The sequence below is a fragment of the Paenibacillus phyllosphaerae genome (assembly GCF_014192105.1).
Classification (GTDB): domain Bacteria; phylum Bacillota; class Bacilli; order Paenibacillales; family Paenibacillaceae; genus Paenibacillus_Z; species Paenibacillus_Z phyllosphaerae.
Map to the genome: position 1 here is coordinate 209,050 of NZ_JACHXK010000006.1, position 18,589 is coordinate 227,638.

Below are 18,589 nucleotides of genomic sequence, written 5' to 3' on the forward strand. Positions count from 1 at the left end.
CGATGATTCGAGTGGAACACGTACGCAAGCGTTTTGGCCGCAAACAGGTGCTTCGGGATATCAGCATGGAAGCACGTCGGGGCGAGATTACGTGTCTGGTCGGTACGAACGGCTCCGGCAAATCCACGCTGCTCAGGGCAATCATGGGATTGACCCCGCTGTCGGGCGGGCGAGTCGAAGTCGATGGCGCAGCGTTCCACCATGGGATGTATGAGAAGGTGGCATTCATCCCGGATACGCTGACGATGCCGCCGGGCATGACGGTGCGAGCGTGTATGACGTTCATGCAGGATTTCTACCGGAGCTGGGAAGCCGCGCGGGGCGAAGAGCTGCTCGCCTTCTTCAAGCTAGACCCGGCATCACGCGTAGGTTCGCTGTCCAAAGGTACCGCGGCGAAGCTCAATCTCGTGCTCGGTCTTGGCCTTAACGCGGATTACGTGCTGATGGATGAGCCGTTCTCGGGCATCGATCTATTCAGCAGGGAGCATATTGCCAGCGTCTTCGCGAGCGAACTGATCGAGGATCGCGGCGTCCTGTTCACGACGCACGAGATTCAGGATGTCGAGCATTTGATCGACAAGGTGGTTATGTTAGATCAAGGCGTGATTGCCAAAGAATTCTACTGCGAAGACATCCGGCAGCGCGAGGGCAAGTCGGTACTGGACGTGATGAGGGAGGTGTACCAGGCATGAACCGTTACTTGAAGCTAGTCCATATGGAGCTTGGCCGGGCATGGAAGCCGCTTGCCGCGCTGATGGGGCTGACGCTTGTGATGCAGCTCGCAATAGTGGTGTACTTAACTCGGAATAGGGTTGCATTCGTGAAGCGCAATTATCTGGAGGAGCAGCAAATGAGCGTTGCGACATTCGTGCAGAAAATCGGACGAATTAGCTTTAACGACGTGATGATGGACAATATGCTGTTCACTGCGCCAATCGTACTCGGCATCGTTGTTCTGTTACTCTATACGCTGTTTCTGTGGTATCGGGATTGGCTGGGCAAAAACATGTTCATCTATCGGCTGCTCATGCTGCCTTCTGCCCGAAGCGATCTGTATTTTGCCAAACTGACGACTGTTCTGTTACTTGTCTTCAGTCTAGTCGCCTTCCAAATGGCGATCCTGCCGCTCTTGTCCGCTGCCTTTGCGGCGTCTGTGCCGTACGAACTGCGAGAGTCGGTCACGGCGGTGGAGCTGGCTTCCGAAATTGAATTACTGACGCTGGTGCTGCCGTTCAACTGGAAGGATTTCTTGCTGTACTATGGGTTCGGAATGGCAGGAGTCGCGGTGCTATATGCATGCGTATTGCTGGAACGGAGTTACAAGATCGTTAGAGGCATAGCCGGAATGCTAGTCTATTTGGCCATTATCGGATTGTTACTGTTCCTGCCGGCCATTATCGGATTGTTACTGTTCCTGCCGGCGATTATCGATGTGTATTGGATGGCTTTATATCCATGGGAACTGATTACGCTTCAGAGCGGGTTAGTAGCTGTCGTCGGCGCTCTGTCCGTGTGGCTCAGCCTCTATCTGATGAAGCACAAAATTACGGTATAGGAGGGCGCAATGAAACGATACATAGGATCGGTCTTATTAATAATCTTCATCGCATTCAGCGTTAGCGCCTATTACTTGCAAGCGAACAGGGTACCATGGCCGGATTTTTATTTCGAGAAGGTAGAAGGGGACGAGTCTGCGGCGGAAGGTTGGGAACTAGACGCTGAATACAGCAAGCCCGGTCGCAGTGATGACAGGGTAATGATCGGTTTGAGTGGCACTGAATATGTGGCGAAGAGAAGTGCATTGTACACAACGCTGGATGAGTCGCAGTATCAGAGATATCTGGACCCTGATGCTAGAAAGTTGTTGGAATCGGAGTCCGGATTCATGAGAGGCAAACAGAATGCTTCGAATGTATACGCTGATGATAATGCGCTTGCTTATACGCAGTTGAACAAAATATTCGATAAGAAGGAGATGAAGTATCGATACGAACTGGTTGTTGAAGTGTTGGACCGAAATACGAATCGAACGCGAGATTATCGGCATGAGCTTTCGGACGCCTCAGCCTATTTTTGGATTACCGTGCTTGAAGTACAGCTATTGGACGGACGGATAAGCATTGCAGTTAACGGTACAACTAGCGATGTGATTCAGGAGAATATTCCGGAACTATGGACAATAAGCATTGATCTGGAATCAGGCAAAGCCATGCAGAGCAGTGTCGTTAAGCTTCTGCCCGCAAGTCAGGACAGGGTGCAGATCAGTGCACAAAAGATATCGGATCACGGCGTTAGGGGGCCGAATCCGTTTGTTCTTTTGCAAGTCACGGAATCGAAATACGAAGAAAACCTTCAGAATAGTTCTATTTCGATACAGCCGTTCCACAAAGCAAACTTATTACGTTACGATATGCGAACCGGAACTGCGGAGCCGCTTCCGGAGAAGCTGTCGACGATTTGGAAAAACCAGCCGGATGCGACATATGCCTTTGACGGACGAAGCGTTTATCAATTACAGCAAAATGGCGATAAACTGATCGTCACCTCATGTGACGTGGAGACGGCAGCAATGAAACCTGGCTATACGTTATCCAATCAGATGCATGGCGGCGATCAGGTTTCCCTAATCTCGGCATATGGCAATAATCTTGCTTTCCTCGCTGGATCGGAGACGAAGCTGGAACTGCAGCTTGTCATCGCAGATTTACCAAGCGGCAAAGTGCTGTACCGGGGTAAGTTGAAGACAAAAGGCGATGAGGATTTAGCAGAGATGTTTAGCAGTCGCAAGTTCCGTGCGGATAAACTCGTGTATACGCTGAAGTAAAATGTCAGTCACCGCATCAATCGCTTCATATCAACCGCAAAGCCATAAAGCCACCAAGTCCGGAATTCTCCTTATTCGGGTTTGGTGGCTTTTTGTTTTATAATCTTTGTAAAAACAGAAACAAAAACAAAACAAACATAAAACAAAGATGGATCCAAAATGAAAAAGCAGAATTCCCGTATATGAACAGTCTTAATTACAGAACGAAACATCTGTCATTCACGTTGTCAGCTAAATCGACTAAAGCATGAGTCTCCACTAAGCCTAAAAATGTGTAAGCGTGTCCACAAGGTGGACGTCAAGCGAGGGTCAGCACACTTACCTCATTGGTGCGATATCCCATCAAGTCTGCTCCCAAGGCATCAAAGCCGCGAAAGAAGCGCAAAAACAGAGCTTTTTACTAGCAAACTAGCCGTATGTCCATCAGACATACGGCTAGTTTGCTAGTAAAAAAGCGGTCCCTCGCCGAAAGGACAGATCGAAGACGGCCGCGTTCCGAACCTCGCCTCTTACGGGCGTCCAGAGGGCGGTTGCCCTCTGGTTCCCCTCCAATGGAGGGGGAAGGGGGAGGTTTTAAAAAACTACTATTCAAATCCAAATAAACGTGATATTATCTACTCATCAAACAAAAACAAAAATATTCGGAGGTAAACAAATGGTAAAGAGCTTATGGGTTTCCTCGGCAGCGGAACAATTCACGAACGGTCTGGATCAGCTGGTCTATCGTTCCAACCTGATCGGCGCAGACCGCAGCGTTTGTAATATCTATGGCGGCAACACGTCCACCAAAACAACGGTAACGGACTTCCGCGGACGCGAAGTAGAGGTTATGTACGTGAAAGGCAGCGGTTCCGACCTCGGCACGATGAAAGCGGGCAACTTCACCGGCCTGCGCATGGACGATATCCGTCCGCTGATCGAACGCGAAGCGATGACCGATGAAGAGATGGTCGCTTACCTCGGCAACTGTATGATCGACAGCAAGCATCCGCGCGCTTCGATCGAGACTTTGCTCCATGCGTTTCTTCCGTTCAAGCATGTAGACCACACGCATCCGGACGCGATCATCAGCCTCTGCTGTGCAGACAACGGCAAAGAGCTGGCAAGAGAGATTTTCGGCGACCGTTTCGTATGGGTCCCTTATGTACGCCCTGGATTCACGCTGTCGAAGATGATCGCAGAAGGTGTATTCGCGAACCCGAACGCCGAGCTCGTCCTGATGGAAAAACATGGTCTCGTCACATGGGGCGAGACGTCCGAAGCTTGCTACGAACAAACGATTAAGATCATCACGGAAGCAGAAGCGTTCATCGAAGCTCGCGTGAATGAAGCAACATTGTTCGGCGGCGTGAAACATGCGGCGCTTCCAGCAGATGTTCGCCGTCAAATCGCAGCGCAAGTCATGCCGACCATTCGCGGTGCCGTATCCGATGCGAAGAAAATGATCCTTTCCTTCGACGATCAAGCCGATGTACTGGCATTCGTCGGCGGCGCAGACGCTGCCGAGCTGTCGCAAGTAGGCGCAGCTTGCCCGGACCACCTCGTGCATACGAAAGTTGTGCCGCTCTACATCGACTGGACGCCGAACGCAGAGGATATCGAAGGTCTGAAAGCGAAGTTAATTGAAGGCGTTGCCGCTTACAAAGAACAGTACAAAGCTTACTTTGAACGCAACAAGCATGAAGGCGACGTGATGTTCGAAGCAGCGCCGCGCGTCATCCTCATCCCAGGCGTTGGTATGGTGAACACGGGCAAGAGCTGGGCGCTTTCGCAAGTCAGCGGCGCGCTTTACCACCGCGCAATCGCGGTAATGCGCGGCGCAACGGCACTCGGCGAATTCGTATCGCTTAGCGAGAACGAATCGTACAACGTGGAGTACTGGCCGCTTGAGCTTTACAAGCTGTCGCTTGCACCGGCTGAAGCCGAGTTTACCCGCAAAGTCGCTTTCATCACGGGCGGCGCCGGCGGTATCGGTTCCGAAACGGCTCGTCGTCTGGTATCCGAAGGCGCGCACGTTGTCCTGGCCGACCTGAATCTCGAAGGCGCGCAGAAAGTTGCGGCCGAAATTAACGAGAAGTATGGCGAGAATCGCGCATTTGCTGTAAAAATGGATGTAACGGACGAACAAGCGGTACAGAACGCTTATCAAGAGGTTGCGCTTACTTACGGCGGCGTCGACATTATCGTGAACAATGCCGGCCTTGCGACTTCGAGCCCGTTCGATGAAACATCGCTCAAAGAATGGAACCTGAACATTAACGTGCTCGGCACGGGCTACTTCCTCGTAGCGCGCGAAGCGTTCAAGCAGATGAAACAACAAGGCATCGGCGGAAACATGGTATTCATCGGTTCGAAAAACTCCGTGTACGCAGGCAAGAATGCTTCCGCATACAGCGCAGCCAAAGCGCTCGAAGCACACCTGGCCCGCTGCATCGCGGCTGAAGGCGGCGAATTCGGCATCCGCGTCAACACGATTCTGCCTGACGCGATTCTGCAAGGCTCGGCGATCTGGAACGGATCATGGCGCAATGAGCGTGCTGCAGCCTACGGCATCGAACCGGATCAATTGGAAGAATACTACCGTAAGCGTACGACATTGCTCGTGAACATCTACCCGAGGGATATTGCCGAAGGCATCGCGTTCTTCGCTTCTTCCAAATCGGATAAGACGACAGGTTGCATGTTGACAATCGACGGCGGCGTGCCGGCGGCGTTCACGCGCTAATTAAGGGGGATATCAGGCATGATCGAGGCGAATGTGAAACAAGCGTATGAAGCAGCGAAGGCGCTGTACGCGCAACATGGAATCGATACGGATGCCGTGCTCAAGCAGCTGGAGACCATTAAGGTCTCCATGCATTGCTGGCAAGGCGATGACGTTAAGGGCTTTCTTAATGGCGATCAGGAATTGACGGGCGGTATCTCCGTTACAGGCAACTACCCAGGTGCGGCAAGAACGCCGGAGGAGCTTCGCTCCGATCTGGAGAAAGCGTTCTCTTTGATCCCGGGCAAACATAAAGTGAATCTTCATGCCATCTATACCGATACCGACGAGCGCGTAGAGCTCGATCAGATCGAACCGAAGCACTATGAGCGCTGGGTGACTTGGGCGAAAGAGCAGGGTCTTGGCCTTGACTTCAACCCAACTTGCTTCTCGCATGAGAAATCCAAGGACGGCTTCACGCTGAGCCATCCGGATCCGGAGATTCGCAAGTTCTGGATTGATCATTGCAAAGCGTCCCGTAAGATCGGCGCTTACTTCGGCGAACAGCTCGGCCAGACTTGCGTTACGAACGTCTGGGTTCCGGACGGATTCAAGGACAACCCGGTCGACCGCATGACGCCGCGCAAACGTCTGAAGGCTTCGCTCGATGAAGTATTCGCGGAAGAACTTAATCCGGCGCACAATCTGGACGCCGTCGAGAGCAAGCTGTTCGGACTCGGTTCCGAGGCGTACGTTGTCGGTTCGCACGAGTTCTACATGGGCTACGGCGTACAGAACGACAAGCTGATCTGTCTGGATGCCGGCCATTTCCACCCGACGGAAGTCATCTCGAACAAACTGTCTTCGCTGGCCTTGTTCACAAGCGGCATTCTGCTCCACGTCAGCCGTCCGATGCGTTGGGACAGCGACCATGTCGTCATTATGGACGACGAGCTGATCGAGATCGGCCGCGAGCTGGTCCGCCACGACCTGCTGGGCGTAACGCACATCGGCCTCGATTTCTTCGACGCCAGCATCAACCGCGTCGCGGCATGGGTCGTCGGTACGCGCAACACGATCAAGGCGCTGCTGCGCGCGATGCTCGAACCGATCGAAGCGCTTAAGAAGGCCGAGCTTGAAGGGGATTACACGACTCGTCTGGCACTTACGGAAGAGTTCAAATCGTATCCGTTCGGCGCGATCTGGGATTACTACTGCGCATCCAAAGGCGTGCCGGTGCGCGAGCAATGGATCGCCGATGTCAAAGCCTACGAGCAGGAAGTTCTGCTGCCGCGCGGCTAATTAGAGGACGAGGGGGACATTCGTTTGTCTGATATACTCGCATTCGATCTTGGCGCTAGCAGCGGCAGAGCGATTCTCGGCAAGCTGGTTAACGGCAAGATTACGACGGAGGAGCTTCACCGCTTCCCGAATGACCCCGTGCAGGTGGGAGATCGCCTTTATTGGGATCTCCTCCGCCTGTATCACGAGATCAAGCAGGGTCTGCTCAAAGCCAAGCATAACGGAGCCGAGCTGAGCAGCATCGGCATCGATTCCTGGGCCGTGGATTACGGCTTCATCGCGGAGGACGGCAGCTTGCTCGGCAATCCGCTCCATTATCGCGACCGCGCAACGGAAGGCAAGATGGAGCAGTTGTTCGCGGAGATTCCGGCCGAAGAAATTTTCGCGCGGACCGGGATTCAGTTCTTGACCTTTAACACGATCTATCAGCTGTACGCCCGCAAGCAGAATCAGTCGCCGGAACTTGGGGCAGCCGCTCATTTCCTGATGATTCCGGATTTGCTGCGCTACTTCCTGACAGGTGAGAAATATAACGAATTCTCCAATGCTACGACGACGCAGCTGTATAATCCGACCACCAGACAATGGGATGCGGAGCTGATCGCGAGGCTCGGACTGCCGGTGGAGTGGTTCGGCGAAGTGTTGGAACCGGGCGCGCTCGCAGGCCGCTTGCAGCCATCCGTTCAGGAAGAGTTAGGCGTTGGCCCGATTCCGGTGTACGCCGTTGCCGAACACGATACAGGCTCTGCGGTCGTTGCCGTGCCTGCGCTCGAGAAGTCTTTCGCTTACTTAAGCTGCGGCACGTGGTCGCTGCTCGGCACCGAGATCGACCAGCCGATCATTAACGAAGAAGCGCAGCGGCTTAATTTCACGAACGAAGGCGGCTTCGGAGGCACGTTCCGTCTGCTGAAAAATATTATGGGCCTGTGGATTCTGCAAGAATGCCGCAGAGAGTGGGAACGCGAAGGCAAGAGCTATTCGTTCCCTGAATTGGTCGGGCTCGCCGGCGAAGCCAAGTCGTTCGCATCGTTCATCAATCCGGACGATCCGAGTTTCCTGGCTCCTGGCGATATGCCGGAGCGGGTCAAAGACTATTGCGTCAGAACTGGGCAAGCCGTTCCGGAACAGCCGGGTGAGATCATCCGCTGTATCCTGGAAAGCCTGGCCTTCACGTACCGGAACGTGCTGGAATTGACGGAGCGGATCTCCGGCCAGACGTTCAGCGGCCTTCATATGGTAGGCGGCGGCATTCATAACACGCTGCTGTGCCAATGGACGGCGAATGCGCTTGGCAAGCCGGTATGGGCCGGCCCTGCAGAGGGCAGCGCGCTTGGCAACCTGGCGGTCCAGTGGATCGCGCAGGGCGAGATTCAAGATATATGGGAAGCGCGGCGCATCATTCGCGACTCTTTCCCGGTAACGGATTACAAGCCTGAAGACGTTGCGGCGTGGGACGACGCTTACCGTCGATTCCTCCAAGTAACCGGTAGTTCATCCAATTGATCGAAAAGAGGCGAGAGACATGTTGATCGCGGAGCGGTACGAGCGAATCGTGCAACTGGTGAACGAGCGTGGAAGTATCCGGGTTGCTGAACTTAGCAGCCTATGCCAGGTGACGGAGGAGACGATCCGCCGGGATCTGGACCGGCTGGAGACGCTCGGCCGGCTTCGAAGATCGCATGGCGGCGCCGTGAGCGTGAAGGATCAGCCGGTCGCGCAGGTGGAAGTTTCGTATGCGGAGCGCGAGATCCAGAACGTGGAGCATAAGAAGCAGATCGCGGAAGCGGCGGTGCAGCTGATTGAGCCGAAGGATCGGATTCTGCTGGATGCCAGCACGACGGCTTGGTATATGGCGCGCAGCTTACCGGATATTCCGCTTACCGTGCTGACGAATTCCATTCGAGTAGCTGTCACGCTCGCCTCGAAAGATAAAATCGACGTTATCTCAACCGGAGGATCGCTTGCGCAGCAATCGCTATCGTTCGTTGGTCCTCTGGCGGAGAGAGCGCTCGAGACGTATTATGTTAATAAACTGTTCGTCTCCTGCAAAGGAGTCCACCCTGACCGGGGGATCAGCGAATCGAATGAATCGCAGGCGCGTATCAAGCAGAATATGCTGAAGATCGCCGATCAGACGATTCTGCTGGCGGATGCAAGCAAGTTCGGCGTTCAAGCTTTTGCCCATGTGGGGGATTGGTCGCAGATTGATCATGTCATCAGCGACGAGCGGCTGGATGCCCGGCTGCGGGATCGCATCTCCCAGCGGTGCCAGTCATTAACGCTCGTATAGGAAGCGAGGTTTCATCATGAAAGTTTCATTGTTCATTACTTGCTTAAGCGATGCCTTCTACCCGCGTGTCGGCGAAGCGATGGTTCGGCTTCTTGCGCGATACGGAGTTCATCTTGAATTTCCGCGGGTGCAAACCTGCTGCGGACAGCCTGCCTACAACAGCGGATATTGGGATGAAGCCCGCGCCACTGCAAGAACGATACTGGATGCCTTCGACGACAGCGATTTCGTTGTCTGCCCATCCGGCTCCTGCACGTATATGATTCACCATTACCCGGATCTGTTCAAGGATGATCCGGCCTACCTGAAGAAAGCGGAACAGCTGCAGAGCAAGGCATTCGAATTTACGCAATTTCTCGTACAAGTGCTTGGCGTTACCGATTTGGGGGCATCCTTCCCTTATAAGGTAACGTATCATCCGTCCTGTCACGGCAGCAGACTGCTCGGCGTCAAGGATGAACCGATGGAGCTGCTGAAGCATGTGCGCGGCTTGCAATTCAAGCCGCTTCCTTTCGCCAACGACTGCTGCGGATTCGGCGGTACGTTCGCGGTGAAAATGGCGGATATCTCCGGCGCGATGGTCAGCGAGAAAGTCGATCATATCAAGGAGTCGGAAGCGGAAGTGCTTGTCGGCCTCGATATGGCGTGCCTCATGAACATTGCCGGCAATTTGAGATACCGCAACGAGCCGGTCCGCGTCATGCATTTGGCCGAGCTGCTGTATGAAGGGGTGAAGGAAGCATGAGTGCAGCCCGTGGTCAAGCTTCAAGCGTCAAAGAACGCGCCGATCTGGCGCTGAACGATGAATTCCTGCGCAAAGCGGTCAAGTTTACGACAGAGCGTCTTCGCTCCGGCAAGATTCAAGCCGCCGAGCAGCACGGCAATTGGGATGACTGGCGCGAACGCGGCCGTCAGATCCGTCTGCATACGATCGCTCATCTCGACTATTATTTGAACGAGTTCACTAACAATGCGCGGGCGAACGGCGTTCATGTTCATTTTGCACAGACCGGTGCCGAAGCCGTTCAGATCTCGCTGCAGATTGCCCAGAGCAAATCGGCCAAGTCGGTCGTCAAGTCGAAATCGATGGTCTCCGAAGAGCTGCATCTGAATCATGCGCTCGAAGGAGTCGGCATCGAGGCGATCGAGACGGATTTAGGCGAATACATCATTCAGCTGGCGGGCGAGACGCCTTCGCATATCATCATTCCGGCGATTCATAAGAACCGCTATCAGATCGCGGATCTGCTCTCCAAGGAAGCGGGCGAAGAACTCGCGCCGGATACGACGATTCTCGCGGGCTTCGTGCGGAAGAAGCTGCGGGAGAAATTCCTCGAAGCGGATATCGGCATGACGGGCTGTAACTTCGCGATCGCGGAGACGGGCTCGATGGTGTTATTCGAGAACGAAGGCAACGCGCGGATGGTCACGACCGTACCGAAGACGCAGATTACTTTAATGGGCATGGAGCGGATCATTCCCTCCTGGACGGACCTAGAGGTGATGGCAACCTTGCTGCCGCGTTCGGCGACCGGGCAGAAGTTGACGGTCTACATGTCCGGCATTACCGGACCCAAACGTTCGGCAGATGCCGACGGTCCAGAAGAGATGCATATTATCATCGTCGACAACGGACGCTCCAATCAGCTGGGCAATCCGGAGTTCCAGGAGCTGCTCAACTGTATCCGTTGCGGAGCATGCTTGAATGCATGCCCAGTTTATCGCCATATCGGCGGCCATGCGTACGGCGGTACGTATAGCGGTCCGATCGGAGCGGTGCTCACGCCATCGCTGCAGAGCAATGTAGGCGAATGGGATGACATCGCGAACGCTTCGAGTCTATGCGGGGCGTGCTATGAAGCTTGCCCAGTGAAAATTCCGCTTCACGATATGCTTGTCTTCTTGCGCAGACGCAAAGTAGAAGCCGGTTACGACAACAAGATGGAGACGATCGGCATGAAAGGCTTCGCGGCCGTTGCCGGCAAATCGAAGCGGCTGATTACCGCGATTAAGCTAGGTCAGCTCGGGACGAAGCTGGTTGCGCGTGACGGGGGAATCCGCCTGAAGATCGGTCCGCTTAAAGGCTGGAATACGTATCGCGTTCTGCCGAGCTTGCCGAGTAAGTCATTCCGGGATCAATGGGATAAGCTGCAGCAAGAAGTGAAGCAAGACACACCTGCAATGGACCCTGCGATGAAAGCGCGGATGGAAGCGTTCCAGCAGAAACGCCAAGGAGGTAACGGACATGGCTGAAACGCATCAAGAGCTGCTGCAACGTCTGGAAGCAGCCTCGAAGACCAGGCAGCAGGCGTTCATGGATGAGATCGCCGGCAAGCTGAATCGGCCGCGCGTCCTGAGCAAGCCGGTCCAGCCGTTCCGCGGCGCGCCGGAATTCTGGCTAGATTTCAATTGGACGCTGGAAGAGAAGATCGAGCAGTTCATTAACAATTACAAGGCAGCTGGCGGCCATGCTTTCCATCTATCCGGTCTGGATGAAGTCCGCAGCTTCATCGTGAGCAAGGCGAATGAAATGAGCGCCGCGTACATTGTCCGTCAGGATCAGGAGGAGCTGGCAAGCCTGGCGCTTGAGGAAGCGCTCCCGGAGGCAAGCATTCGGGTATGGAACAGCGAAGAGGACGTGAACTGGAAGGCCAAGGCTGCGGAAGCGGACTTCGGTATCGTCAGAGCGGACTACGCGGCTGCATATACCGGATCGGTGACCGTGCTGTCCGACAAAACCAAAGGGCGTTCCGTCAGTTTGCTGCCGACCGTACTGTTCGTGCTCATTCCGGAGAGCCGGCTGAAGACGCGCCTTGGCGAGATCTTGCCCGACTTCGACACGATGGGCCGCGAGAATCTCCCGGCGGGCATCCATTTCATCTCCGGTCCGAGCCGTTCGGCCGATATCGAGAATGACCTGACGATCGGCGTTCACGGGCCGGGCGTCGTCTACGCGCTCATCTATAAGGAGAGCTAGCACGGGTGTGATCGCGTACATGAAGACGTTCCACTTACGAGGTGGAACGTTTTTTTCTATGAACTTGCTCGCATTCGTGATAAACTATTAGATAAAAAATTAACGCCTAGGAGGAACCATACCATGTCTATCGTACCTGAAATTCTATCGTTTAATCGCAATTTCGTAGAGCAAAAGCAATATGAGACGTATCTGACCGATAAGTTCCCCGATAAGAAGGCCGCCGTGTTGACCTGTATGGATACACGCCTGATCGAATTGCTGCCGAAGGCACTCGGCTTCAAGAACGGGGACGCCAAGTTCATCAAGAATGCCGGCGCCGTACTGACCCAACCGTTCGGCAGCGCGATGCGCAGTATTCTGGTCGCCGTCTATGAGCTTGGCGCGCGCGAGGTACTCGTCATCGGCCATCACGGCTGCGGCATGACGAAGCTCAACACCGAAGGGTTGGTGAACAAATTCATCGACCGCGGCATCGACCCGAAGGCAATCGAGACGCTTGAGAATTCAGGCATCGAGATGAATCGCTTCCTCCGCGGCTTCGAGAATCCGGAAGAAGGCGTCATGCACAGCGTCAAGATGATCCGCAAGCATCCATTGTTCCCGCAAGACGTGCCCGTACATGGATTCGTCATCCATCCGGAAACAGGCGAACTTGAGGTTATCGTGCAAGATTACCGCGAGGACAAATAAATCGTTTCCTACTGCAAGCTGCATAGCAGAGCCTTTCACTTTCAATGGTGGAGGGCTTTTTATTTTGCTGCCAGCTCCAAGGTATCCCCAAAATATAACTGTGCAGTCTCGTCTGTTGTTATCCGATAACTCTATCATTAGGCATAAGTAGTATTCGGATGGCGACACGTGACCCGTCTTCCCATGAGCTCATACTACCTAGACAAGAAGAGGTGACAGGATAGATGTTTCAATTTAAGAGCATTGGCAGAACCGCTTATTTTCTCATCGTCCCATTGCTCGTCATCGGCATGGCCGGGTTGGTTACCCATTCGAATCTCGTCCTGCATGATACGATGGATAAGGATATCGAAGAGATTATGACCGAGAAGACGAAAGCAGTGTCAGGGATGCTGGAGCAGGATATCCTGAAGCCAGCGCATACAGCGGTGAATTTTGCTCGAATCGTGGAAGGACTGCAATTGCAGCAATACGATTTAAGTTTCTACGAAACGTTGTCACGCCAATTCATCGAATCCGATCCGAATACGTTCGGGGTCGGCATGTGGCTCGAGCCGAATGTGTATCGACAAGGCCAACCATATTTTTCCGCATACGCTTATCGGGATGGAGGCAGCATCGCAACTACGCAGGAATACAACACCGCCGAATACGATTACCCTAGCCAACCGTGGTACGCCGGAGCGAGAAACACGGATCAGCCGTTCTTGTTCGCGGATATTTTCTACGACGAGGGGTTAGACATCTATACCTTGACGGCTGCCGCGCCGATCTATAACGCCGAGGGCAAGATGATCGGGGTTACCAACTCCGATATGGACTTGACGACTGTGACGAACCTGATTAAGGAAACGTCGGTCGCCAAGACCGGGTATGCGGCATTGATCGATCAGAACGGACAGATCATCGCCTCCGGCAATGGTCAGACGACGCGGGATATGGCCGAAGCGGATGCCAAGGATTCCATGGAGAAGATTAGTGCGATTCTGGCTTCCGGCCGGGGGATGGGCATTCTGGCTGGCAGTGAAGGGGATCTAGGGGTATTCTATCACCAAATTCCGAATACGAACCTGTATGTCAGCCTGGTTGCGCCCATGTCGGAGCTGATGGGGGAATTGAATAATCAGGTCTATTCCTCGATTGCGATCGGCGTTGCCGTCATCCTGATTCTTGCGGCAATCTTGTACCTCTTCATTCGCTACATGACGCGCAACATTAAGAAAATCAATGATATCGCGATGCACATGGCGGACGGAGACTTCACGCACAAACTCGAACTTACGAGCAAGGATGAATTCGGCACGCTCGCGGCTAACTTCAACCGCATGTCGGTCAGCATCAAGAATACGATTCAAGAAGTCGGAGCGAAGTCGATGATCGTATCCTCTACGGCGGAAGGACTCGGTCGCGATGCCGAACTTGCTCGCGGCGCAGCGAATGTGGTCGTATCCGATATTACGCTCATGTCCGAGGGAGCGCAGCTTCAATTGAAGAGTACCGTGGACAGCGCCACCTCGCTCAATGAGCTGAACGTCGGCGTGCAGCGGATCGCAGAGTCGGCTTCCGAAGTAGCCGTGATTACGCGCGATATGTCCATCCGTGCCGACCAAGGCAGGAGCGTCGTCGGCGAAGCGATCAGCAACATGAATGTCATTAACGCGTCGGTGAAGGAAGTGTCCGTTGCCGTCGGCCGGATGGAGAACCATTCCGACCGTATCGGGGAGATCATTAACGTCATTGCGGGCATTACGAAACAGACGAATCTGCTGGCGCTCAATGCCGGTATAGAAGCATCGCGAGCCGGCGAGCATGGCCGGGGCTTCGGCGTGGTCGCTGCCGAGATCGGCAAGCTGGCCGATCAGTCGAAGCGCTCCGCAGAGATGATTACCGAGATCATCACGGAGATCAAGCAGGATACGGCATCCGTGGTCGTGGCGATGAACAGAGGGCTTACCGACGTGCAGAGCGGGACCGACACGATGAAGCATGTCGGTGCGGCATTCCAGCATATCGTGGGCGAAATTCAAAGCGTGAATGAGCGAATGCTGGAGATCTCCAGCTCATCGGAACAGATGTCGGCCGGTTCCGAGCAGCTGTCCGCCAGCAGCGACGAGATGAGCCATTTGGCGCAAGAAGCCTACGGCAAGACGGCGCAGGTCCAGCAATCCGCGGGCAGTCAACTTGCCGTCGCGGAGAACGTGAAGGCTTCGTCGGCCGCCCTGATGCAGCTAACGAAGGATCTCGAGGAAGTCATCAATCAATTCAAGGTATAACAAGGAACAAGCCTTTGACTGGATCCGTCAGGAATCAGGCAAAGGCTTGTTTTGTTAGCATGATGAAGGGAGTTCCGAATGTGCTTCAGCCTCCTGCCAAGCGAAGGGCATACGGCGTAGACGCCATCCGTGCGATCAAAAATCGTAGTTCGGATACACGTAAGGATCTTGGGCAGGCTCGATCTGTTCCATCTCGCTGGCTTCCAGAAGTACGACATCGTTACCGTGGTAGGAAGTGCGGCTGATCGTGCCGGTCATGCGCAGCCAAGTATCGTTCTCGTAGTTCATCCCGTCCGATGATTCAATCATGACGCCATATGGCATCGCGTCGGCTGCGCAGCATTGCAGCGTGAAGCGGCCGAGGATGAATTGGTCGTCTGTCAGCGTCCCATCGCGATAGACGAAACCTTCGAGCGTAAGCTCCTTGCCAATAAAACGATCCAGGTAAAGATCTACCGCAGTCAGCGTCTCCATATAACCTTTTTCTTCTACGGTTATGCCGTCCTGCTGATATAGCTTCTTGCCCAGGTTGGCATAGCTCTGCGTATATTCATCGGCTGGAAACAAGGCATCGAGCGGATTGGCGGGCTTCCCGTAATTCAGGTCGTTGGACGAGGAAATCGTTGAACCAGCTCCATCCGTCTCAGTTGGTACTTGCCCGGAGCCAGAGTTATCTTCCGTCACGACTACCGCAGTCGCGATGGCGGCCTGCGTTACGCTTCCTTCCGGCAGGCGGAGCGCTTCTGCTGCGCTGAGCGTGAAACCCTTGTTGGCGGCCATCACGCTTCCGATCATCGTGCTCGGTGAGGCGAATGCAGCGATGAGGGGAACGATGAAGAGACTATAGGTCATGACTTGTTTCATGATTGGCCGGCGTGATGGCTGCTCGCAGCCGCAATCAGGCGTTCGAGCCTCTATCCAGAGGCGATAGGCTTCATACAGCTGCGCGACGGCAAGCACATAGAGCGCCAGTGCGCCAAGCTTCACGTAGAGCGCCATTCGCGGCGCGATGTAGAGCGACAAATAGCCGGATGTGTGCAGGTAGGCCACATAGACGGCGATCCCGATCAGGATCATGGCGCGAAGGATCGGGTGAATCGCCATCCGGCGGTCCGAATGCGAGTGCATGGCAGAGATGCTCCTTTCCGAAACGAAAGTCCATTAAGCGGGTCATAGGGTCCGATATAGCACCAATGACGATACGAATACAACCGCTGCAATAAGCGCGATCAGCTGAAAGACGAAGCGTGACCGGAACACGGCCAGCATCATGAGCGTATTCTTGAAATCGACCATCGGGCCGAAGACAAGGAAGGCGAGCAGCGAGCTCTTCGGGAACGTACTCATGAACGATACGGCGATGAAGGCATCCGATGTCGAGCATAGCGAGATCACATAGGCAAATACCATCATGAACGCATGGGCTCCGATATCTCCTCCGCTGAGCGATACGAGCTCCTCCCGCGTAACGAACGTCTGCAGACATGCGGTCGCAACGGCGCCGAGCAGCAAATATTTGCCCATGGTGAAGAAGTCGTCGGCCGTATGCGTCAATACGCGGACCAGCTTCCGCGCATGTGAATCTTGCGAGTGGTCATGGCTCTCTTCGCGTCCATGCGCATGAAGCGATTCGTCGGCTGAATGCGCGTGATGATGAGAGGCTAATTCCGTCGGATGCGACGAGTGGAAGGCGCGGTTTGACGGCTCGTGCCGCGCGTCCGGAAGCAGCAGACTCGTACCCGAATAAGCGGACGGTTTTTTGCGGGTCGAGACATAGAGCAGCAGCCCGATAACGGCTGCGACGAAGAACGCGAATGTCAGACGCTGCCAGGCCATCGACGGATCGCTGCGGAAAGCAAGCGCGGTTGCCGCATACGTGACAGGATTAATGATCGGAGCGGCCAGAATATAGGTGATGCCGACGTAGACGGGCAGCCCTTTCTGGATCAGCCTTCTTACGATCGGAATCATGCCGCATTCGCAGATGGGTAGCACGATGCCGAGCGCGCAGGCGTAGATGACGCCTAGCACCGGATTGCGCGGCAGGAATCGCCGCAGCGTCTGTTCCGACACATAGAGATGCAGGATGGAGGAGACGAACGCGCCTAGCAGCAGGAAGGGGAGCGCCTCGAGAAAGATGCTGACCGCGACGGTCTTCAAGCTTTGCCAATGTTCACTCGTCATCGCGAAGCTGCGGAACGACCACGGCTCATGGCCGGTTAACACGGCGAACAGACCAATGATCAGCGCAACGGTGACCGTATTCAGCGCCAATCGACCAAGCGGGCTAGTCAAACATGCACCCCCTTCAAATTAGTAATAATTACGAAATGAGTCAACTTGATTATAGAGGGTGCGGACAAGCCCTGTCAAAATCTAAAACGGGTAAAACGCGAACCGTCAAACATTGTTCATAAACGTCTGATGGTACGCGTTCCGGACGGGGTAGGCATCATTAAACGTACGTAACAGAAGCACGAAGAAAGCCAAGTCCACCGCTCAGCGGCAGGGCTTGGCTTTCCTGCTAATAGATCCGATGTATGACGTCCTCGAAATCCGGCTCCTCCATATGCACGTCCTGCACATCGCCCCATTCGCTGACATGGCGCAGCACCGTCATGGCGGTCACTTCGTTACGGTTGCATGTAATGGTCAGGATCTGGTCCCGCCGTTCCGTGATCGTAAAGGGGAGGGAGGCCAGCTCTTCTTCAGCAGGCGGCTCGATGATGCCGTTGAAGGCAATCTTCATAATAGAAGGCAAGCCGATCCGATCCCGCAGCGTATCGAGACTGCCGTCGTAGATCGACTGGCCGTGATTAATGACGATGACCCGGGAGCACAATTGCTCAATATCGTCTATATCGTGCGTCGTCAGCAGGATCGTTTTGCCCCATTCCGTGTTCAAGTGCTTGAGATAGGCGCGAATTTGCTTCTTTGCGACGACATCTAACCCAATCGTCGGTTCATCGAGGAACAGAATGTCCGGATTGTGCAGGAGGGCAGCCGCGAGATCGCCGCGCATCCGTTGCCCGAGCGACAACTTGCGTACTGGCGTGTCGATGAATTCATCAAGTCCGAGCACACCAGTCAGCGTGCGCATCTGCTCGTTATACGTACGGGCATCCAATTTGTACATCGAGGCCAAAATATCGAACGAGTCCGAGACGGGCAGGTCCCACCACAGCTGGGTGCGTTGTCCGAACACGACGCCAAGCTTGCGAACGACCTGCTCGCGCTGCCTCTGCGGATTGGCGCCGCCGATCAGGATTTCGCCGGAGGTCGGATGCAGGATGCCGCTGAGCATTTTGATCGTGGTCGATTTGCCTGCGCCATTAGGTCCGATGTAGCCGACGAACTCCCCGGGTTCAATGCGCATCTGCAGATGGCGCACGGCTTGAACGGCGCGATATTCCCGCGAAAATAACGTTCGGATGCCTTTGAAACGGCCTTCCTTGGCGATAGGAATCTTAAAGGTCTTGCTCACGTTGCTTACGATTATCAATTGAAGCCCTCCCGGTCGTATTCG

Annotated in this window: 15 protein-coding genes; 12 read left to right on the forward strand and 3 right to left on the reverse strand. The window is 54.5% G+C overall.

From position 1 onward, the window contains the following. Positions 1–2 precede the first annotated feature (2 nt). The 12 genes from FHS18_RS15565 (at position 3) to FHS18_RS15620 (ending at position 15,063) form a co-directional block, all read left to right on the forward strand. The gene (locus tag FHS18_RS15565; protein WP_183601170.1) at positions 3–692 is read left to right on the forward strand and encodes an ATP-binding cassette domain-containing protein; all 690 of its coding nucleotides are present in this window, start codon (positions 3–5) and stop codon (positions 690–692) included. Continuing rightward, on the forward strand, positions 689–1,555 hold the full coding sequence (locus FHS18_RS15570) for a hypothetical protein (protein WP_183600985.1): 867 nt from the start codon (positions 689–691) through the stop codon (positions 1,553–1,555). The genes FHS18_RS15565 and FHS18_RS15570 overlap by 4 nt, the downstream gene beginning before the upstream one ends. A gap of 9 nt (positions 1,556–1,564) precedes the next feature. Further along, positions 1,565–2,824, forward strand: a complete 1,260-nt coding sequence (locus FHS18_RS15575) for a hypothetical protein (RefSeq protein WP_183600986.1) — start codon at positions 1,565–1,567, stop codon at positions 2,822–2,824. A 655-nt stretch (positions 2,825–3,479) separates the two neighbouring features. Beyond that, positions 3,480–5,549, forward strand: a complete 2,070-nt coding sequence (locus FHS18_RS15580) for a bifunctional aldolase/short-chain dehydrogenase (protein WP_183600987.1) — start codon at positions 3,480–3,482, stop codon at positions 5,547–5,549. An 18-nt stretch (positions 5,550–5,567) separates the two neighbouring features. Continuing rightward, positions 5,568–6,830 (forward strand): L-rhamnose isomerase, encoded by a 1,263-nt coding sequence (gene rhaA, locus FHS18_RS15585; protein WP_221401341.1) that lies wholly within the window; start codon positions 5,568–5,570, stop codon positions 6,828–6,830. 24 nt (positions 6,831–6,854) lie between these two features. Beyond that, positions 6,855–8,333 carry a rhamnulokinase gene (locus tag FHS18_RS15590; protein ID WP_183600988.1) on the forward strand — a complete coding sequence of 493 codons (1,479 nt, stop codon included), beginning with the start codon at positions 6,855–6,857 and terminating at the stop codon, positions 8,331–8,333. Positions 8,334–8,352: 19 nt separating this feature from the next. Beyond that, entirely contained in the window at positions 8,353–9,120 is a 768-nt protein-coding gene (locus FHS18_RS15595) for a DeoR/GlpR family DNA-binding transcription regulator (protein ID WP_183600989.1), read from the forward strand. Positions 9,121–9,136: 16 nt separating this feature from the next. Next, entirely contained in the window at positions 9,137–9,865 is a 729-nt protein-coding gene (locus tag FHS18_RS15600; RefSeq protein ID WP_183600990.1) for a (Fe-S)-binding protein, read from the forward strand. Beyond that, positions 9,862–11,373 (forward strand): LutB/LldF family L-lactate oxidation iron-sulfur protein, encoded by a 1,512-nt coding sequence (locus tag FHS18_RS15605; RefSeq protein WP_183600991.1) that lies wholly within the window; start codon positions 9,862–9,864, stop codon positions 11,371–11,373. Before FHS18_RS15600 ends, FHS18_RS15605 begins: the two co-directional genes overlap by 4 nt. After that, complete coding sequence (locus tag FHS18_RS15610) at positions 11,366–12,097, forward strand: LutC/YkgG family protein (RefSeq protein ID WP_183600992.1); 732 nt, start codon at positions 11,366–11,368, stop codon at positions 12,095–12,097. Before FHS18_RS15605 ends, FHS18_RS15610 begins: the two co-directional genes overlap by 8 nt. A 123-nt stretch (positions 12,098–12,220) precedes the next feature. Further along, positions 12,221–12,790: a beta-class carbonic anhydrase gene (locus FHS18_RS15615; protein WP_183600993.1), complete on the forward strand. Its 570-nt coding sequence runs from the start codon at positions 12,221–12,223 to the stop codon at positions 12,788–12,790. Positions 12,791–13,014: 224 nt separating this feature from the next. Next, entirely contained in the window at positions 13,015–15,063 is a 2,049-nt protein-coding gene (locus FHS18_RS15620; RefSeq protein WP_183600994.1) for a methyl-accepting chemotaxis protein, read from the forward strand. A gap of 135 nt (positions 15,064–15,198) precedes the next feature. Here FHS18_RS15620 and FHS18_RS15625 read toward each other — a convergent pair whose 3' ends face one another. From FHS18_RS15625 to FHS18_RS15635, 3 genes are all read right to left on the reverse strand, one after another. Further along, positions 15,199–16,191 (reverse strand): TIGR03943 family putative permease subunit, encoded by a 993-nt coding sequence (locus FHS18_RS15625; protein ID WP_183600995.1) that lies wholly within the window; start codon positions 16,189–16,191, stop codon positions 15,199–15,201. Positions 16,192–16,233: 42 nt separating this feature from the next. Beyond that, a complete protein-coding gene (locus FHS18_RS15630; RefSeq protein ID WP_183600996.1) occupies positions 16,234–17,358 on the reverse strand; it encodes a permease in 1,125 nt (374 codons plus the stop codon). Between the two features lie 229 nt (positions 17,359–17,587). Beyond that, positions 17,588–18,565, reverse strand: coding sequence for an ABC transporter ATP-binding protein (locus FHS18_RS15635; protein WP_183600997.1), 978 nt, complete (start codon positions 18,563–18,565; stop codon positions 17,588–17,590). Positions 18,566–18,589: the final 24 nt, after the last annotated feature.

Coding starts and splice junctions, on each gene's coding strand:
- FHS18_RS15615 (WP_183600993.1), top strand. CDS start 12,221: ATGTCTATCGTACCTGAAATTCTATCGTTTAATCGCAATTTCGTAGAG.
- FHS18_RS15565 (WP_183601170.1), top strand. CDS start 3: ATGATTCGAGTGGAACACGTACGCAAGCGTTTTGGCCGCAAACAGGTG.
- FHS18_RS15575 (WP_183600986.1), top strand. CDS start 1,565: ATGAAACGATACATAGGATCGGTCTTATTAATAATCTTCATCGCATTC.
- FHS18_RS15595 (WP_183600989.1), top strand. CDS start 8,353: ATGTTGATCGCGGAGCGGTACGAGCGAATCGTGCAACTGGTGAACGAG.
- FHS18_RS15580 (WP_183600987.1), top strand. CDS start 3,480: ATGGTAAAGAGCTTATGGGTTTCCTCGGCAGCGGAACAATTCACGAAC.
- FHS18_RS15620 (WP_183600994.1), top strand. CDS start 13,015: ATGTTTCAATTTAAGAGCATTGGCAGAACCGCTTATTTTCTCATCGTC.
- FHS18_RS15570 (WP_183600985.1), top strand. CDS start 689: ATGAACCGTTACTTGAAGCTAGTCCATATGGAGCTTGGCCGGGCATGG.
- rhaA (WP_221401341.1), top strand. CDS start 5,568: ATGATCGAGGCGAATGTGAAACAAGCGTATGAAGCAGCGAAGGCGCTG.
- FHS18_RS15600 (WP_183600990.1), top strand. CDS start 9,137: ATGAAAGTTTCATTGTTCATTACTTGCTTAAGCGATGCCTTCTACCCG.
- FHS18_RS15610 (WP_183600992.1), top strand. CDS start 11,366: ATGGCTGAAACGCATCAAGAGCTGCTGCAACGTCTGGAAGCAGCCTCG.
- FHS18_RS15625 (WP_183600995.1), bottom strand. CDS start 16,191: ATGCACTCGCATTCGGACCGCCGGATGGCGATTCACCCGATCCTTCGC.
- FHS18_RS15605 (WP_183600991.1), top strand. CDS start 9,862: ATGAGTGCAGCCCGTGGTCAAGCTTCAAGCGTCAAAGAACGCGCCGAT.